This window comes from Streptomyces sp. NPDC090445 (assembly GCF_044769385.1).
Classification (GTDB): Bacteria; Actinomycetota; Actinomycetes; order Streptomycetales; family Streptomycetaceae; genus Streptomyces.
Map to the genome: position 1 here is coordinate 83,448 of NZ_JBIVXV010000023.1, position 17,966 is coordinate 101,413.

A 17,966-nucleotide genomic window follows, 5' to 3' on the forward strand; every position below is an offset into this window, starting at 1 on the left:
CGATGTCCCTTCCCCCCGGGCGCCTCCGCTCGCCCATGGCCTGGGCCGCCGCGGCCATACTGGCCTCGCTGCTCGTGCTCGCACTGGCCGGCCCGCTGCTCTGGGGCGCGGCAGCCGACCGCCCGGACCCCTTCGCGGTGCTGCAAGGCCCTTCCCGGGCACACCCGTTCGGCACCGACAACCTCGGCAGGGACATCCTCGCCCGGGTCCTGACGGCCACCCGGCCCTCCCTGCTGCTCGCGCTGGGGGCGGTCCTGATCGGCGCGGGCGCCGGCGTTCTCCTCGGGGCGTCCGGCGCCGTTGTCGGTCTCCGGGCCCGCCGTTCGCTCGCCGCACTGATCAACCTCCTGCTCGCCTTTCCCGCGCTCCTGGTCGCGCTCTTCCTCACGGTCGTGTTCGGCGCGGGCGCCGGCGGGGCGATGCTCGCCCTCGCCGTCGCGGGAGTGCCCGGCTTCGCCCGCCTCTCCCAGACCCTCGCCGCCGCCGTCGCGGGCACCGACCACCTGGCCGCGGGCCGGGTCCTCGGCCTGCGCCGGCACCGGCTGCTCCGGCGGCACGTGCTGCCCCACATCGCGGAGCCGCTGCTGCTGAGCACCACCACGGCGGCGGGCACGGCCTTGATCGCGCTCTCCGGGCTGAGCTTCCTCGGCCTGGGCGTCCAACCGCCCGACTACGACTGGGGCCAGTTGCTCAACCAGGGGCTCGACCGCATCTACGTACAGCCGCTGCCCGCCCTCGCCCCCGGGCTGGCCATCCTCTACGCGGCGCTGACGTTCCAACTGCTCGGCGAGGTCCTCGCCGGGGGCGCCGCCCGGCGCAGCCCGTCCCCCCGTACACCCCCGCAACCGGTCGAGGCGAGCGGGCCCGCGGAGGACGGCCTCGTGCTCCAGGTCGAGGACCTCAGCGTCGAACTCCCCACCCCCGACGGCGTGATCCGGCCGGTCCGCGGCGTGAGCCTGTCCCTGCGGGCGGGCGAGATCGTCGGACTCGTCGGCGAGTCCGGATCCGGCAAGTCGCTCACCGCGCTCGCGATCGCCGACCTGCTCCCGGACCGGGCCCGGGTGTCCCGGCGCACCCTCCGCCTGCTCGGCGCCGACCTCGCCGCCATGACGCCGAAGCAGCGCGAACACCACCTCGCGACCGGCCTGGCGATGGTCTTCCAGAACCCGGCCTCGGCACTCAACCCGTCGCTGCGCATCGCCACCCAGCTCACCGAGGCCGTCCGTACCCATCGCGGAGCAGACCGCGCGCAGGCCTTGCGGGATGCCTCCGACGCCCTGCGCACGGTCGCCCTCCCCCCGGCCCTCCTGCGGGCACGCCCGCACCAGCTGTCCGGCGGCCAGCGCCAGCGCGTGATGATCGCCTCCGGCCTGATGCTGCGGCCCAGCCTGATCATCGCCGACGAGCCGACGACCGCCCTCGACGTCACCGTGCAGCGGCAGATCACCGGACTCCTCGCCGACCTGCGGCGGGAAACCTCCGCCGCGATCCTGTTCATCAGCCACGACGTCGCGCTCGTGGGCGAGTTCTGCGACCGGGTGCTGGTGATGTACGCGGGCACCATCGTCGAGACCCTGCCCGCCGACCGGCTCGCCGCCACCGCCCGGCACCCCTACACACGGGCCCTGGTCGCGTCGGTGCCGGACCTCGCCGCGGACCGCGACCGCCCGCTGCCGACCGTGGCGGGTGCGCCGCCCGATCCGCTCGCACCCGCCCGGGGCTGCCCGTTCGAGCCCCGCTGCCCCTCCCGGCAGGACCGCTGTGCGCGGGAGGCTCCGCCGCTCGACGGCCGCCTCGACGCGGCCCACCGGGTCGCATGCTGGTATCCGCTACCGGTCCAAGCGGCTCAGGTGGAGACGGACCGCGTCGAGACGGACCGCGTGGAGACGGACCGCGTGGAGACGGACCGCGTGGAGACGGACCCCGTGAAGGCGGCCCCGGTGACGGGAGCCCCGGTGAAGGCGGACCCGGCATGACCTGCCTGAGGCTCTGCGACCTCACCGTCCGCCACCCTGGTCAGCACGGCCCGGTCACCGCGGTGGACGGCGTGTCGCTGGAGGTCCCGTCCGGTACCACGCTCGGGCTCGTCGGCGAGTCCGGCTCGGGCAAGTCGAGCCTGGCCCGCGCGATCGTCGGGCTCACCCCTGTACACAGCGGCCGGGTCCTGCTCGACGGCCGGGAGGTCCGCGTCCACACCGTCCGTGCCCGGCGCCGACTCGGCCGCCTGGTCCAGGTCGTCCTCCAGGACCCGGACACCGCGCTCGACCCCCGGATGACGGTCCGCCAGACCCTCGTCGAAGCGGCGACCGTCTTCCACCGCCTCGACCGGCGCGCCCGCGCCGAGCGCGTCACCGACCTGCTCGGCCTCGTCGGCCTCGATCCCGGACTGGCCGACCGCCTGCCGCAGCAGCTGTCCGGCGGCCAGCGCCAGCGGGTCGCCATCGCCCGCGCCCTGGCCGTCGAGCCCGGCCTCCTGATCGCCGACGAGATCACCTCGGCGCTCGACGTCTCGGTACAGGCATCCGTCCTCAACACGATCCGCGACCTCCAGCACCGGCTGGGCCTGTCCATGCTGTTCATCGGCCACAACCTGCCCGCGGTCCGCTACGTCTCCGACGCGGTGGCGGTGATGCACCGCGGCCGGATCGTCGAAACGGGCCCCGCCGAGGCCCTCCTGCGCGACCCGCAACACCCGTACACCAGGACGCTGCTCGCGTCCGTGCCCCGTCCGTCCGGCCCGCTGCCCTCCCGGAGGTCCTGATGCCCCTCGAACAGCCCTGTGCCGTGGTGGTCGGGGCCGGTGTGATCGGCGCCGCCGTCGCCCTCGAACTGGCCCGCACCGGGCGGCGGGTGGTCGTCGTGGACAAGGCCGGCGCCGCCGGCCACGGATCGACCAGCGCCTCCAGTGCGATCATCCGGTTCAACTACTCCACTTTCGACGGCTGCGCCACGGCCTGGGAGGCCCGCCACCTGTGGGCGTCCTGGCCGGACCACCTGCGGCTCCCCGGCCGCCGTCCGCTCGCGGCCTTCCACCGCACCGGAGCCGTGCTCCTCGACTCGCCTTCCGCCGAACCGTCCCACACCACCGCCCTGTTCGACCGCGCCGGCGTCCCGTACGAGCGGTGGGACACTCCGACGCTGCGCAGGCACCTCCCCGGGATCGACCCCGGCCGGTACTGGCCGCCGAAGCCAGTGGACGACGAGGCCTTCTTCGACGGCCCCACCGGCGAGCTCGGCGCACTGTTCACCCCGGACGCCGGGTTCGTCGACGATCCCCAGCTCGCCGCCCAGAACCTCGCGGACGCGGCGGGGGAGCTGGGCGCGCAATTCCTGTTCCACCAGACCGTGGTGGGCGTCGACCGGCGCGCGGACCGGGTGGCGGGCGTCCGCCTGGCCGGCGGGACGCGGATCGCGGCGCCGGTCGTGGTCAACGCCGCCGGGCCGTGGTCGGGAGGCTTCAACCGGCTGGCGGGCGTCGGGAGCGACTTCACCGTCGGCGTGCGCCCGCTGCGCGAGGAGGTCCACCAGGTCGCCGTGCCGAGCGGCTACGCCACCGGGTCCGGCCCGGGGCCGGTGGTCGCCGACCTCGACTTCGGAACCTACCTGCGCGCGGCCTCCCGCGGCCACGTCCTCGTCGGCGGCACCCAGCCGGCCTGCGACCCGCCGGAGTGGATCGACGACCCGAACGAGGCCGACCCCCGCCCCACCGCCCACCGCTTCCGGACCCAGGTGACCAGGGCGGCCCGCCGTTTCCCCGGTATCGGCGTCCCCAACCGGCCCCTCGGCATCGCCGGCGTGTACGACGTCGCCGACGACTGGACCCCGATCTACGACCGCACCGACCTCGACGGCTACTACGTGGCCATGGGCACGAGCGGCAACCAGTTCAAGAACGCCCCGCTGGTGGGCCGCTACCTCGCAGCCTTGATCGACCGGGTCGAAGCCGGCCACGACCACGACGCAGACCCGGTCCGCTACCGCTGCGAACACACCGGCAACGTCGTGAACCTGGGTGCCTTCTCCCGCCGGCGCCCGCTCCGGGCCGACTCCGCCCGTACGGTCATGGGCTGACCGGACGAAGTTCCAGCAGCAGATCCCCGACAACGCCGACCACGAACCCGGGCTCCTCCCGCGGGAAGTCGTGGCCGGTGCCGCACGGTGTGTAGACCAGCCGTGCCGTGGTCGACGCGGCCAGGTACCGGGTCCTGGCCCGGAGGTAGAAGCGCGCGATCCGCTCGGCCTCGACCGCGTCCCGGGCGGCGGCCAGCACCGCCTCGCCGCCTGTGAGATCCCGGGGTATGACCAGCGCCAGCGGCATATCGCCGAGATCCCCGTCGTAGACCACGGTCTCCCAGCCCGCCTCCGCCAGGCCGGACGGCGAGAGCTCGGCGAAGATCGACGCGGCGGCGCAGTGCCCGCCGGTCCGGCCGCCACTGCCCCGATGGACACCGAACAGCTGCCGCACCGCCGTCACCAGGAACCTGCGGCGCATCCCGGCGACCAGCCGGTTGGGCGGCCCGAAGGCGATGACCTCAAGAGGCGTGGGGTCCAGCAGCACGAGCGCGGCCACCAGATCCGGCCGGCGCCTCGCCGTGTTCGCGACCAGCAACCCACCGAAGGAGTGGCCGACGAGTACGTACGGGGCCCGCTCCCCAGCCCCCTCCAGGGCCGCCACCAGCTCCTCCGCCTCGGCCGCCGTCGTCCGCGGGAAGGGCCCGGCATCGCTCCAGCCCGAGCCGAACCGGTCGACCAGCACCGAGCGGGTCCGGGCCGCCATCATCGTGTGCAACTGCCGGAACTCCTCACCGGGCGCGTGCCCGCCGGGCATCCAGACCACGGTCGGCCCGTCCCCGGCAGGCCCCTCGGCCAGGACGTGCATCCGGTGCCCTCCGACGTCGACCAGCTTCCCCGGCGCCGGCCGCGCCCCCGCCTCACGGGCGACCAGCACCAGGTGACGCACCGCCCCGGACAGCAACAGCACACCGACAGCCAGGAAAAGGACACCGAGCGTCACCGCCCAGGTCGTGCCGAGCCCGATCAGGCCGGCGCCCGCCGCCGCCACCAGCAGCGCGACGGGCACGCCCGCCCAGTCACGGCTCAGCAGCGCGAGCATGGAATTCGCGACCCGTCCGTCCCGGCGCATCGGTCCTCCGCGGCAGCATCGATGGAGATCCCTGCACTTCTTCTTCCCGCGGCTGCCCGTACCCGCACCCCCCACAGCCGCCCGGAACACCTTGTACCCGGACGAGGACTCCGGGTTACCACCCACCGCGGCGTGGCGCCGGGCCGGCCGGAAGGATCCGTCAGCGTGTGTCGCGGAGCTCCAGAACGTAGGCCGCGGTGAGTGCGACGGCACGGTTTTCGTCCTGTGACAGGTCGGCGAGCGCATGAGAGGCCGTGCTGCCGGGGATGTCCGCGAGGGCCTGCGCCAGCCGCAGCCGGGCGGACGGTCCGACGGCGTCGGTGCCGAGGCGGTCGACGAGCCCGGCGGCGATGCCGTCCGCCAGCGCGGGGTCACCCGCCAGCGCACCGAGGGCGTCGGCTGCTTCGACGTCGTTCACCCCGTCGGCGATCATGTCGGTGAGCGTCGGGACCGCTTCGGCCGCCCCGCGTGCCCCGAGCGCCGGCGCCGCGCACCGGCGGACCCCGATGTCGGAGTCCGCGAGGGCCTCCTTGAGCAGCGCGGTCGCCCCGGGGTCCGGGAGCTTCGCGACGGCCTGCACGGCGCGTCTTCTCACCTCGGCCGCCGGCGACCCCAGACCCTCCTCCAGCAGAGCCAGTGCGGCACCGCCCGATTGGGCCAGCGCCCAGTGGAGCGCCCCGGCGACGTTCGGCTCCGTCTCGCTCAACGCGGCCTCGACCAGGGCCTCCACCGGCACCGCACCCCCGTCGGCCGCGGACATGGCCGCCCGCTGCCGCTTCCCCGCGTGCTCCGATGCCAGGGCGTGCAGGAGCGCGACGCTGCGCAGGACGTCCTCCCAGTCGGAGGGTTCCGCGGCACCGATCCGCTGCAACCGCGTCAGCAGCTCCGTCTCGGCGGCGATGCGCTCCCGTGTCTGGCGGACCAGGGCCTCGATGAGCCCGGAGGGGGTGAAACCGGGATCGTCCAGCGCCCGCGCGACGTCGCGCAGCGGCAGGCCCAGGGACCGCAGGCTCTCGATGTGGAAGATGCGCCGGATGTCATCGCCCGAGTACTCCCGGTACCCCGCCCCGGTACGCCCCGTCGGCCGCAGCAGGCCGAGCGACTCGTAGTGGCGGAGCATGCGGGCGCTGACCCCGGACCGCCGTGCCACATCACCGATCAACACGTCCTGTCACTCCTCCCGCGATCCGGTCGTGCCCAGGGCCACGATCCGCTTCGCTTCCTCGATGGCGAACCCGAACCCGGCATCGGGGTCACGCAGCAGCCGTTCCGTGGCGATCGCGTGCCGGCGCACCCGAGGGGCCGGATCCGTCACCGCGGCGCGCAGGACCGGCACGACCACCTCACCCAGCGCGACCAACGCCCGGCTCAGGCTCAACTGCACCTCTCGCCCGCCGCGTCCGAGCTGCGTCGCCAACACCCCGGCCAGACCGGCCTCCTCACCTTCGGGTACCAGCACGACCGCTGTCCGCCAGGCACACCGCGCCACCTCGTCGTCGGCATCGGCCAGCAACGCCCGGGTGATCGCCGGCCACGCCCGCCGGTCCCCGATCTTCGACAGCGTGTGCAGCGCCTGACCACGCGCCTGCGCGCACTCCGAGCCGAGCACCTCGACCAGCTTCGGGACCGTCACCGAGGACGAATGACGGGTCAGCGCCCACGTCAGCATGTCCCGCACGTGGAAGTCGGGCTCGACCGCGCACCGCTCGATCAGCATGTCCACGGAGCGGGCGTCCGCGGCCGCGCCGACTGCCAGGGCCGCCCGCAGCCGCACCGACGAACTGCTGCTCTCCAGCCCCTGGAGAGCACGCACCGTGTTCGTTTCCTCGTTCGGATCCTCGTTCGTTTCCTCTGCCCGAATGATCACCGGACCACCTCCTGTGCAGCAGTGAAGGCCTTGTCACGGTGTCAAGGTCAAGCCGGAAGCCGCACCGCCGCGGCACGGGGACCCGCGCCGGCACCCCGGATCAGGGGATGTCCTCGATCCGCTCCCCGTTGAGGAGGTACACCGGCAGGTGCGGATGGTCCGTCGCGACCGGGAAGCCGTTCTCGTGGGCCATCGCCGCGATCGCCAGGGGGCCCAGTGCGACCCGGGCGCGCGGGGCCTGCGAGGAGCCCCAGTAGCCCGCGTGCTCCGTGACCGCCTCGGCCAGCGTCTCCGCGAAGGCGTCCCGGTCGCCCGTGATCAGGCGGTGGAGGAGCGCCACCGGCTGGTAGTCGATCCGGTTCACGAAGTCCTTCGGGGCACGGTCAATCCGTTCCGGCATCGAGGTCCGGATCGTGGCGAGCAGCTTGTCCACGACCTCGTCCATGTTCCGCCGCGCGAAGTACGTCTGCAGGGTGTCGATCCAGTGCAGCACGTACTCGTCGACCGAGTCGTCCTCCCGCAGCCGCTCCATCGGCACCCCGCACAGCCGGTCGATCCGCTCCGTCTGGCGGCACACCACCGCCAGGTAGAACGCGTCGAGCCAGGCCCGGGCGTCCGCCGGGGGAGCGGCCGGGAGGGCGGGCAGTCGGGTGACCATGTCCTCGCCCAGGTAGCACTCGACCGGCTCCGTGCCGGTGAACAGGGCGCAGCCGAGTTGCACCGCGGTGGCCCACGGGTCCCAGGTGGTGAGGTGCGACGCCTTCGGGTCGTCGGCGCAGCGCGCGTGGGCGAGGGCGAGGGCCGCTGCGAAGGCGTCGCCCAGCCCCGACGGGTCCCGCGTGACCTCCTCCAGCGCCCCGGCCGCGGCCCGTTCGAGCCCGGCCGCGTCGGAGGGGTTGCGCGCAGCCGGGCTGGTGGTCGTCCGCCCGGCACGGTCCAGCCGGACCAGACCCTTCATCAGGCCGAGCAGAGGCGGCTCCGGCCGCAAGGAGAACGTGCGGGTCTCCTCGTCGATGACCGTGAGGGAGGTCAGGCCGCCCTGGTGCCACCAGTAGACCCGCGGCGAGAGCGGGCCCGGCCCCTCCTGGTAGGCGTGCAGGGCGTACGTGGCGAGGTCGTTGAGGGCGTCGATCACCGTGCCGTCGACGATCGGGTGGTACGCCAGCAGGTGCCGGGTCGGTACGACCACCAGCGCGCCCGCCTCCGGCAGCGTTTCACCGGTCAGCCGCCGGACCGTCTCGGCCAGGAACAGTGCCCGGCTCGCGACGAACGGCGAGTCGCCGTACAGGGAGTGCAGCGTCGCCCGCCCCTCGACCGGCACGTCCTCGTACGTGACCTGCACGTCCATCAGGTTCTCGTAGGCCGCCGGCCCCAGGGCCTCCAGCCCGGCCCGCTCCACGTCGGCGTCGGTCAGGATCCGGACGCTGTCCGGCAGGTCGAGGGCGTACGCGAACACCAGCCCCTCCGCCACCACCCGCGCGTAGCGCATGCGGTCCACCAGATCCGGTGTGAGGGAGTCGACCGGCAGCAGCCGGGCGTGCGCGCCCCGCAGCAGCTCCTCGGCGCTCCTGCCGCCCCGGCTCGCCTGCCGCAGCATCTCGAAGTGTGCGGCCACCAGCTGGGGCCACTGCTCCTGCGGAGCCCGGGCGCAGCGGGCCGCGAGGCCGTTCATCGCGTAGTGGTACCCGTCCTCGGCATGAGGGGCGGCGAGCCGCCGCAGGTACGCGTCCTGAGAGGGAGTCAGCATCGGCAAGGCCGGGCCGAAGACATCGTCCGGGGTGCCGGTCATCTCGTTTCGTTCCATCCCCACGACCCTACGACCCGCCACCGACAGGCGCCCCGGCGGGACCGACCGCCGCCGTCGGCCTCCGCCCTCCTGACCGCCAGAGAGGGACCGCCTGCCGTTCGACGACGGTGCGGTCGACGACGTGGTCGCGTCGCTGGTCCTGCACTACCTGGAGGACTGGGGGCCGACGCCGGCCGAGATGCGTCGAGTACTCAGGCCCGGCGGCCGGCTGATCGCGTCGGTGGACCACCCTTTCGTGGCCCTCGGCGCCGTGTCCCTGACCTCCGGCCACACCGCCGAGTCACTCGCGCCCGTAGGTGCCGGACAACGGCGAACGTGCACGGGTGTTAGCCTCTTCCGCGTGGTGGAGCATCAGGACGAGACCAGGGCAGCCTACGACGGCATCGTCGAGCTGTACGCGTCGATGTTCGCCGATCGGCTGGAAACGCAGCCGTTCACGCGGGCCATGATCGGCACCTTCGCCGAGCTCGTGCGCGGGTCCGGGAACCTGCGGGCAGCCGACGTCGGGTGCGGGCCCGGACATCTGACGGCCATGCTGCACGACCTGAGGCTGGACGCCTTCGGGCTCGACCTCTCCCCGGCCATGGTCGACCACGCCCGGCGGGCCCATCCGGCGCTGCGGTTCGAGGAGGCGCGGATGGAGGCCCTGCCGGTCGAGGACCGCGCGCTCGGCGGTGTGCTGGCCCACTACTCGATGATCCATACCCCGCCCGGGGAACTGCCGGCGCTGCTCGCCGAGCAGGCGCGTGTCCTGGCGCCAGGGGGCCTGCTCCTGGTCTCGTTCTTCGCGACCGACGGACCGGAGCCGGTCCGCTTCGACCACAAGGTGACGCCCGCCTACAGCTGGCCGGTGGACCGGTTCGCCGAGTTGCTGGCCGGGGCCGGGCTCGTCACGTTCGCCAGGCTGCTCCACGACCCGGCGTCCGAGCGGGGCTTCCTCGACGCCCACCTGCTGGCCCGTCTCCAGCAGAGCGTGCCGGCGGCCTCCGGCGGCGGGTCGGTGCAGAAGGCGCTCCACTCCCGTGCCACCCGGCTCCTCATCGACCAGGGCCCCAACGAAGCCAACCTCCCTGCGGCTCAGGCTCGTTGATCCTCGGAAACAGGACCATGCCATGGCCAACGCTCTTACGCGTCTTATCTAAATCGCCCCAGCACCGATCGAGTCGAACATGTCGGCGCCCACGGTGGCCGTCGAAGGTCTCCGTGGGCGCCTGACGCCGGTCACAGCAATCGCTCTGCAAGGTAGTGCTGGAATTGCCACAACGGGCGCTCCAGATGGGAGAACCGGCCGTTGGACGGAGCCGGGTCGGAGGCCAGGCCGCGCTGGACGCCGCGGATGGCCACGAGGTCCTCTTCCTGGATGTGCGCGATCTGGGCGCGGATGGCGGTCAGCTGCTCCGCGAAACCGGGTGTGCCGCGCGCTCCGGGCGGGACCAAGGCCGTGATCTGCGTGTCGTGGGTGGCGGGACCGGTGGGCAGCCAGCGGATGCTGACTGCGCTGTCGGGCAGGACCGCCAGGACGAACTGCGGGAAGATCCCGGCGACGAGCATGCCCGGCTGGGATTCCCGACCGGAACCGGCGGAACGCCTCCCGAGGCCGGTGCCGTCCTGCTCGGGGTCGGACAGCGGCGTGAACATGGTGAACCAGCGGCCGTCGCATGCGTCGACTTCCGTGTCCCGACCAGGCAGTACCGGATCCAGGGACGCGGCGTGCGTGCCCATGTGGTGGTAGTTCTCGGAACCGTTCTCCACCGCCACTTTCCAGTTGGCGGGTACGCCTTCCCAGGTCTGGGTGTGGACACTCACCCAGTCCGCGATGCCGTGGCTGCTCAGCCGCAGGTCCAGCCCGCGCAATGCGGGTGCCGCCGGTGCCGCGTCGGGGTCGAGGTTGAGCATGACGAAACCGTTCCAGACCTCGACGCGGTGGGCCGGGAGCCGGCAGCCGGCCCGGTCGAAGTCGACGCGCTGCATCAGGGGAGCGCCGGCGAGCTGTCCCGCATACTGGCCGTTCAGCCGGTAGGTCCAGGTGTGGTACGGGCACGTCAGCCGTTTCAGGCAGCCGCGCTCGGGTGCGGTCTCCGGCGGCAGGAGGTCCATGAACCGGTGGCGGCACACCCGGGACAGGGCATGGAGCTCGCCCTCCTCGTCCCGGGTGATCACCAGCGGTGTGCCGAGGACGTCCAGCCGCAGATAGCTCCCCGGCTGCGGAATGTCCTCGGTTCGTGCCACGCAGAGCCACTCCCGCCGGAAGATCCGTTCGACTTCCCATGCGTACATCTCGGGGGAGGTGTAGGCGCGGGGTGGCAGTGTCTGGCCGCGTTCGAGGGGGAGCGAGGCCAGACGCCGCAGCTCCGCGAGCGTCTCACGCAGGGCCTCGGGCGCGGATGCGGGGGTGGCGGGCTCTTTGGCGGTGGTGTGGTGGATGGTCATGGTGATCGGCCTTCCTTTCCGGTGATCAGAGGTGTCGGGCCGAAGAGGGACAGGGCGTGCCGCCGCCTGTAGTGGCGGCTGCAGGAGACGGTGGCGAGGAGGACAGCGCTCAGCAGCACCAGCCCCTTGGCCCGGTTGAGTGCCGGAACCGCCTCCACCGGCAGCAGCAGGGCGACGAGCACTCCGGCAGCTGCGTCCAGCAGCTGGGCGCAGCCCCACAGCACCGTCAGCCGTGTCAGTCCGCTGCGCAGCGCAGGCGAGACACGCCAGGCCGCTTCGCGGGCGGCAACGGCGGTGGGCCCGTGCCAGGACTGGGCCGCCTGGAAGGCGAAGGGCTTCGCCACGAGGAGCGAGCCCAGGATCCAGAGCCCGGCAGCCGCCCCGAGTCCGGCGTCCTTGACGAGGATGACCCGCGGACTCCCGACGAGCAGGGACGTGACGATGCGCACCGCCAGCATGCCGATCATGAACGCTTCGAGGTTGTTCACGCGACGCTGCGTGGCGGCCATGACCACCATGCGCACCGCCGGGACCGCCCCGCTGAGCGTCAGTGCCAGCCATTGGCTGATGCCCTGCGACCGCAGAACGTAGAACACGGCCAGCGGGAGAGCCGCGGCGACGACAATCGCAGTGGCCGCTGCCCGCCACGCCGGCACGCCGTATGTTCCGGTCCGACCGTTCAGTGATGCCATACGAAAAACCGTAGGGACCGGCGAAGATCACCGAATCGACGCAACGGGCGATATGTCGGGTACATCCTTCTATGTACTGACTCATCTCGATTGCCGATGGTGGAGTGCTTCGATGCCCCGAGGCGTGGCGACACGCCCGCCGAGGCCGACACGGCACCGTCGCCAAGGTCCGGGTCGAGCTCAAGCGCCGGAAATTCGACGGAACAGGCGAATCGAACGTGGTCGCCTACGCCACGACAGCGGGCAACGCCTTCCCGCCCGCGAAGGACCCGCCGGGCGGGCCCGTCACGGTCGACCCCGCGTCGAGCCGCTGCGTCGTCGCCACGGCCGACGGAGAGTTGCCCCCGGACGACCACCACGCCTGCGTGGCCAGTGCAGCCTCCAACCCCCTGTCGCTCGTGGAGCGGTGAGGGGCGTGCCACCCTTTTGAACCGGCGCTGACCGCACCGTCACCGGCGGTGGATCACCGCGCTGCCCGAAGCCCTGTCGTGCATGCCGCGGCGGTCTGTGTTGAGGTTGATCGACGAGACGTTGGCGACACACAGTGCCGGGATGCCGGTCACCACCAGGTTCGTGAGGTGCCGGGCCACGGCCGAGCCGTAGCCGATGCGATCGCCGGTCGCGAAGCGCACCACTTCGAGGCGCAGGGCCCGCTTGCCCGGAGTCGCGCCCCAGCGCGACACGCTCAGCGGAGAGTAGAGCAGGAGGAAGGCCGCGACCCAGAGCGCGGCGGTGGCGCGCCAGACCACACGGGCATCACCATCGGCGACACCGGCGGCCGTGAGGATCCGGTCGAGGCCGACCAGGGGAACGAGAATGACGGCGACGGCGATGACCAGGTCGACGGCAGTGGCGGCGCAGCGCGGCATGAGACCCGCCGGAGACCCGGGACGGGTGCCCGAGGCCGCCTGGAACCGACCGAGGCCGCCGCCGGAGGAAATGGAGTCAAACATGCCGTTCCTTCTTCTGCCCACCGAGAAGGGAATCCTACATTCCGCTTGTGTGGGCGGGCGGGCGACGCCGGGCCTCTGGGCCGGGGCGCCAACTCCCGATTGCCGGCAGAGACCTGAGAGGCGTTGTAGGCGATGCTGGCCAGCAGGAATCCGCCGGTCATACTGACGCAGGCGTAGTGGTCCGTACAGGCAGACCATCGTCGCCGCCGGCAACTGGTTCATCTCGCGCCGTCGGTGTTGGCCGCGGTGAGTGCGGACGGGCCGGTCGGCGGGCCGCCCGCGTCGGCCTTGCCGGTGACCTATCGATCGGTCACCGGGGACGGTACGTTCTCCCCGGCCGGTCCGCAGGTTCCGGGCATTGCTCCTTCGGCGGTCGTGATCCTGTCGAGCACCTCTGCGTAGAGGGAGCGTTTGTCGGGGCGGACGCGGCCGGCGGCATGCCTGAGAGCGGGGACCGCAGGCGTGCCCATGGCGATGAGCCCCTCGGCCGCAGCCTTGCGGACGACGGGATGGGAGTGCTCCAGCAGCCGGGTCACGGCAGGGATCGCGGGTACCCAGGTCGCATGGCAGAGGGTCCGGATCGCCGTGCGCACCAGCTCCGGCCGCCGGTCGTCCAGCAGGATCGCCGTGTGGTGCAGGTAGGTCTGCCGGTCCAGCATGGCCCGCGAGGTCCGGTGGGCGTGCAGGCGGACCTTGGGCTTGGGGTGACGCAGCAATTCGCCGATCAGGTCCCGCAGGCCGGGGTCCTGGTCCGGGTCCGGGCCACTGTGTCCCTCGGCCAGTCGCGTGAGTGCCCGGCGTATGTGCACCTGGTCGCCGGTGCGGGCCAGGTCCAGCAGCTCGTGCCGGGACGGGGGCGAGGGTGGCGACACTCCCGCGGACCCGGCCGGGCCGTGGTCACGGAGCGATGCGGGCACAGCGGTGTCCTGCGGTACGGCGTCCGGGCGGCGCAGGGGACCGGCGACGAGGACAAGCCCGTCGGCGAGGTCGTCGTGCCCTTCGGCGCGCAGCCGCCGACAGAGCTGCGTCAGCGCCGGGGTGCGCAGCAGGGGACGCCCGCAGAGCAGGTCGAGGAACCCCCAGGCGCCGGCGTGGAGGCGGTCGCCGAGGTGTTCCGCCAGTACGTCGGCGGGGACCCGGCGCAGCGCCCGCCCGGCTGCGGACCTGCCGGCCGGCGGGTCGTGCTCCCACCATTCCAGCAGCAGCGGGACCAGCGGTTCGAGGTGCCGCGGGTCGAGCCGACTCGCTACGAGAGCCACTCTGTCGTGCAGGATGCCGTCTGCGCGGAGTTCGGCCTCGCCGATGGCGCCGAGCGTGCGGGCCAGGTCGGCACCGACCGGTATGTCGATGCGGCCCTGCAGGAACGCCCGGAGGACGGGGAGCCCGGCCTCGGGCTCGGGCCACTCCGAGAGCGCCAGGGCCGCAGTGTGCCGGCGGTCCGGAGCGGGTGCCCGCAGCATGGCCAGCAGGCGTTCCCGCAGCGCGGTCGAACGGGGCTGGTCGAGGTCGTCGATGCGCACGGTCCGCGGTCGCGGCGCGGGCGCGCGGGTGGTCTCGGTGATGGTCCAGGGCGGTGCGTCGAGGGGCTGGATGTCCGTCATCCAGTCGATGAGGGCGGAGCGGACCTCGGGGCCGGCAGAGGCGTAGACATCGATCAGGGCGGTCAGGCGGTCCCGGGAGCCGGGTACGTCGTCGTGCTGTCGGCCGAGGCGGCGGAATTCCTCCAGGGTGCGAGGTGTGCGCACGGCGGCATCCAGCGCGGCTCGCCACGCCCCGCCCTCGGCCGGCGCGGTGGCCGCAGGGGCTTGCGGGGCGGCCAACACGTCCCGCAGCACAGCCGTCTCGGCCTGCCGCGGATCCGGGCCCAGCCGGGCCGAGGCGAGTGCCTGGTCGAGGTCGGCGCTGACCAGCACCGCGCCGAGGCTGCGCAGCAGCGTCAGCGTGGACGGGCTTCCCGCGGGCAGCCTTCCCGCGGGCAGCCTTTCCGCGGGCGGGGCGGGGAGGGCGCGTACCGTGCGGGCGACAGCCTGCTTCTCGACCGCCGACAGCGTCGGCGCGACCGCTTCGAGTACCGCGATGAGGCCGTGCCGGTCTCCGGCCGAGGCCTCGGCGAGCCCGTCGAGCAGGACCCTGGTGAACCGGGCGAACTCCGTCAGTTCCCCGGTCGTCCACGGTGCAGGGCAGAGCCGGAGCGTGAGCCGCAGTACGCGGCCCCGGAAAGCGGGTTCGGAGCCGGCCAGGCGAAGCCAGTCCGACAGCAGGGGCCGCAGCGCGCGCAGCCGGGCGGGATGCGGCAGTTCGTTCCGCTGGGCGAGACGCAGCGCGACCGACGGATTCCAGCCCTCCGCCGTCAGCGACCGGGCGTCGAGGTCCGTTCCGATGTCCACCGCCGACGGCGGCGCCGCGGGCGGGGTGATCCCGTGCCGGGCCATGGCCGTCGAAAGGTCCTCGAACGTCCCGGACGCGAGGCCGACCCGGCCGGTCGCCACCAAGGCGAGCAGGGCCGGTGCGATCCGTGATCCCTGGTCGTCAAGTGCGAGGACCGAGCGCGCCGGCAGAGTGCCGTCGAGGCCCTCCAGCAGCAGTTCGCGGGCGCGGCCGTCTTCGCTGTGCTCGGCTGCGGCGAGAACGGTCGCCGGGTAGGCGTCGCCGAGGACGGCGCGCAGCGCCTCGATGAGTGTGCCGCGCAGACCCGGGTTGTCGTGACGCCCGAGCCAGGAGAGCAGTGCCGGTACCGCCTTGGGCGTGCCTGCGCGGACCAGGGCCTTGGCGGCGGCCTTCTTGACGTTCATGTTCGGATGGCCGAGGCATGCGGCGATCGTGGTGGAGGCCCAGCGGGCCCGCGCGTGACCGAGCGCGATCAGCGCCTGCCGGACGGTCTGGATGTCCCGGGCGGAGGTCAGCGCGATCAAGGTCGCCGACAGTGCCTGCGCATCGTCACCCGTGGCGTCGCGGGCGAGCAGTGCGATCACGTGCTTGCGCACGTGCCGGTCGCGGTGCCGCAGCAGGCGGTGCACCCGCGCACGGGTGCCTGCGTAGGGGGATCGGAGCAGGAGTTCGAGCAGGATCGCCTGCTCGCCGCTCGACAGTCCGGGCCGCTCCAGCAGATCCAGTGCCATGGTCGCGACGAGTGCGTGTCCGGCCTCTCGTGCAGTCGCCGAGCCGAGGAGGCAGGACGGCCTGATCCGCCCCCGCTCGCGGAGACGGCGGCCCAGGCCGTGTACGGCGTCCAGGACCTCCTGGGGTACCACGGGCTCCCCGGCCGACGGGCGGCTGTCGGGTCGTGGAGCGGCTCGGCCCGGCTCCCGGGACGCCGCCAGTTCGGCCACGACGCGCAGGAGGAGGTCCGCGATGGCCGGCAGGGTGCCCGCGCCGCCGTGGGCGGCCAGTGTGCACAGCGCCGCCACCGGATCGTCCGGGTCCAGGTGGGAGCTCAGAAACGCCAGTTCCTGCTCGTCCGGGCCGCCGAGATCCGCCGCGATGCGAGCCGGCAGGTCGGCGGGATCGAGACGGGTGAGGAGGGCGCGCCGCTGTGACGGATCACCGGTCAGATGCCACAGCACCTCAAGGGCCTTGTTGCGTACCGCACGGAGAGGGGGCGCGATGACGCCCGTGCTCTCCTCCGTGGCGAGGCCCAGCCCTTCCCGCAACGCTGTCACCGTCCGGGTCCCGCCGATGGCCTCCAGCGCGTCCAGGGCCGCTCCGGGCGCCGACGGCAGGACAGCGATCACGGCGTCCTCGGCATGCGCATGGCGCAACGCACGGATGGCGTCGAGAAACGGCCCCGGCACGGGAGCCGAGGGAAGAACGCGTGTGATCGCCTCCCCGATCGGAAGCTCCCCTGCCCCCTGTCCGGCGAGGGCGACCAGCAGCGCGAGCCGCCGCGGCCAGCTCGGATCGTCGGCGGCCGCATCCACCAGTACGCGGAACATCACCTGCCGGCAGGTGAACAGGATCGTCGCGACCTCGTGGGCCGGAATCGAGTGATCGGCCAGCGCCAGGCCGATGACGGTCGGGGCATGCGGGCCGTCCGGGAAGTGCCCGCGCCGGTGGAGTCCGCGCAGGCACGTCACCGCCGGCCCGCCGAACAGCAGCGGGTCCCGTGCGGCGACGGCTGTCAATGCGCCGATGTCCCTGCGGTCCGCCAGGTCGCCGAGCAGTTTCATCCCGTGCCGACGAAGACCCGGCGGCAGGTCCGGGTCGTCGATGACCTGCCGCAGCAGTCCGCAGTGCCCGTGGCGGGCCGCAGCCGCGAGTGCGGCAGCAGCCGGCTCGGGCCGTGCGATCACCGAATCGGCAGCGAGGAAGGGCGAAAGGCGTCCCTGCGGAAGGGGATCCAACGCCGCCCACGGTTCGGCGAGTTCGCCCAGTGCGGCGGCGACGACGTCTGTGCTGCGGGCACCGAGCAGGCTGATCGCAAGCTTGCGGACCAGCGCGGGAGCCAGCAGACCGGCGTGCAGTCCCTGCCGGGCCAGTCGCAGCGCCGCGGCCTGCAGCACCGGGTCACCGCTTTCCACCAGCGCGTCGACGAGTTCCACAGGCCGGTGCGCGTCGGTGACGGTCACGTCCCGCACGGCCTGGTACAGCAGTTCGCCGGCAGACTCCTTCCGGATCACTGCCGGCTCGTTCAGGAGCTCGGCGCGCAGCCAGGCGATCCGCACCCGTGCCGGCAGCCCGGCTGTACGCCACGACGGCCGGGGGAGCCCCTGCCGGTACGGCCCGAGCCGTTCATGGAGCCGGGCCAGGACGAGCGCCTCCTCCGGCGGCCCCTCCAACGACACGGGCAGCAGTCCCGCGAGCTCGGCCATCTCGAGGTCGTCGCCCGACCGGCCCGATGTGACGCGCTCGGCCAGCAGGACCAACCCCAGGTACCGCAGGCGGGGATCCTCGTGCCGGACGAGATCTGCGAAGACGGCCGGCGGGCAGGGCTGCGCGTCGAGACGGTCGGACAACCAGCCGACGTCGGCTCGACGCATCGCGTCGTGGAAGGGCTCGTCTGCCGTGGTCGTCATCATCGGATGCTAACCGGGGCGTTCCCGGCCCCGCGAACGAGATCCGCCCGCCTGGTTCGCGC

12 protein-coding genes and 2 pseudogenes are annotated in these 17,966 nt (G+C 73.1%); 6 read left to right on the plus strand and 8 right to left on the minus strand.

Annotated elements, in window-relative coordinates; all coding sequences use genetic code 11:
* Positions 1-2 precede the first annotated feature (2 nt).
* From ACIQUT_RS31040 to ACIQUT_RS31050, 3 genes are read left to right on the plus strand one after another with little or no spacing between them, the layout of a single operon-like run.
* Complete coding sequence (locus ACIQUT_RS31040) at positions 3-1,976, plus strand: dipeptide/oligopeptide/nickel ABC transporter permease/ATP-binding protein (protein WP_403567733.1); 1,974 nt, start codon at positions 3-5, stop codon at positions 1,974-1,976.
* The gene (locus tag ACIQUT_RS31045) at positions 1,973-2,761 is read left to right on the plus strand and encodes an ABC transporter ATP-binding protein (protein ID WP_403567735.1); all 789 of its coding nucleotides are present in this window, start codon (positions 1,973-1,975) and stop codon (positions 2,759-2,761) included. Before ACIQUT_RS31040 ends, ACIQUT_RS31045 begins: the two co-directional genes overlap by 4 nt.
* A complete protein-coding gene (locus ACIQUT_RS31050; protein ID WP_403567737.1) occupies positions 2,761-4,071 on the plus strand; it encodes an NAD(P)/FAD-dependent oxidoreductase in 1,311 nt (436 codons plus the stop codon). The genes ACIQUT_RS31045 and ACIQUT_RS31050 overlap by 1 nt, the downstream gene beginning before the upstream one ends.
* Here the strand turns inward: ACIQUT_RS31050 and ACIQUT_RS31055 are convergent.
* The 4 genes from ACIQUT_RS31055 to ACIQUT_RS31070 form a co-directional block, all read right to left on the minus strand.
* Complete coding sequence (locus ACIQUT_RS31055; protein ID WP_403567739.1) at positions 4,061-5,143, minus strand: alpha/beta hydrolase; 1,083 nt, start codon at positions 5,141-5,143, stop codon at positions 4,061-4,063. The genes ACIQUT_RS31050 and ACIQUT_RS31055 overlap by 11 nt on opposite strands.
* Before the next feature lie 160 nt (positions 5,144-5,303).
* On the minus strand, positions 5,304-6,308 hold the full coding sequence (locus ACIQUT_RS31060) for a HEAT repeat domain-containing protein (RefSeq protein WP_403567741.1): 1,005 nt from the start codon (positions 6,306-6,308) through the stop codon (positions 5,304-5,306).
* A 6-nt stretch (positions 6,309-6,314) separates the two neighbouring features.
* On the minus strand, positions 6,315-7,004 hold the full coding sequence (locus ACIQUT_RS31065) for a HEAT repeat domain-containing protein (protein WP_403567779.1): 690 nt from the start codon (positions 7,002-7,004) through the stop codon (positions 6,315-6,317).
* A gap of 106 nt (positions 7,005-7,110) precedes the next feature.
* Positions 7,111-8,814, minus strand: coding sequence for an immunity 49 family protein (locus ACIQUT_RS31070; protein WP_403567743.1), 1,704 nt, complete (start codon positions 8,812-8,814; stop codon positions 7,111-7,113).
* Between the two features lie 94 nt (positions 8,815-8,908).
* Here ACIQUT_RS31070 and ACIQUT_RS31075 point away from each other — a divergent pair.
* Positions 8,909-9,019 (plus strand): annotated as a pseudogene (locus ACIQUT_RS31075) (class I SAM-dependent methyltransferase); the annotation flags it as partial.
* 138 nt (positions 9,020-9,157) lie between these two features.
* Positions 9,158-9,784, plus strand: a pseudogene (locus tag ACIQUT_RS31080) (class I SAM-dependent methyltransferase); the annotation flags it as partial.
* Positions 9,785-10,038: 254 nt separating this feature from the next.
* On the opposite strand, the gene ACIQUT_RS31085 reads toward ACIQUT_RS31080, so the two are convergent.
* Positions 10,039-11,247 carry an aromatic ring-hydroxylating dioxygenase subunit alpha gene (locus ACIQUT_RS31085; protein ID WP_403567745.1) on the minus strand — a complete coding sequence of 403 codons (1,209 nt, stop codon included), beginning with the start codon at positions 11,245-11,247 and terminating at the stop codon, positions 10,039-10,041.
* Positions 11,244-11,939, minus strand: a complete 696-nt coding sequence (locus tag ACIQUT_RS31090) for a VC0807 family protein (protein ID WP_403567747.1) — start codon at positions 11,937-11,939, stop codon at positions 11,244-11,246. The genes ACIQUT_RS31085 and ACIQUT_RS31090 overlap by 4 nt, the downstream gene beginning before the upstream one ends.
* A 218-nt stretch (positions 11,940-12,157) precedes the next feature.
* On the opposite strand from ACIQUT_RS31090, the gene ACIQUT_RS31095 reads away from it, so the two are divergent.
* Positions 12,158-12,349 (plus strand): hypothetical protein, encoded by a 192-nt coding sequence (locus tag ACIQUT_RS31095; protein ID WP_403567749.1) that lies wholly within the window; start codon positions 12,158-12,160, stop codon positions 12,347-12,349.
* A gap of 39 nt (positions 12,350-12,388) precedes the next feature.
* Here the strand turns inward: ACIQUT_RS31095 and ACIQUT_RS31100 are convergent, their stop codons facing one another.
* A complete protein-coding gene (locus ACIQUT_RS31100; RefSeq protein WP_403567751.1) occupies positions 12,389-12,892 on the minus strand; it encodes an RDD family protein in 504 nt (167 codons plus the stop codon).
* Between the two features lie 299 nt (positions 12,893-13,191).
* Positions 13,192-17,904: a HEAT repeat domain-containing protein gene (locus ACIQUT_RS31105; RefSeq protein WP_403567753.1), complete on the minus strand. Its 4,713-nt coding sequence runs from the start codon at positions 17,902-17,904 to the stop codon at positions 13,192-13,194.
* Positions 17,905-17,966: the final 62 nt, after the last annotated feature.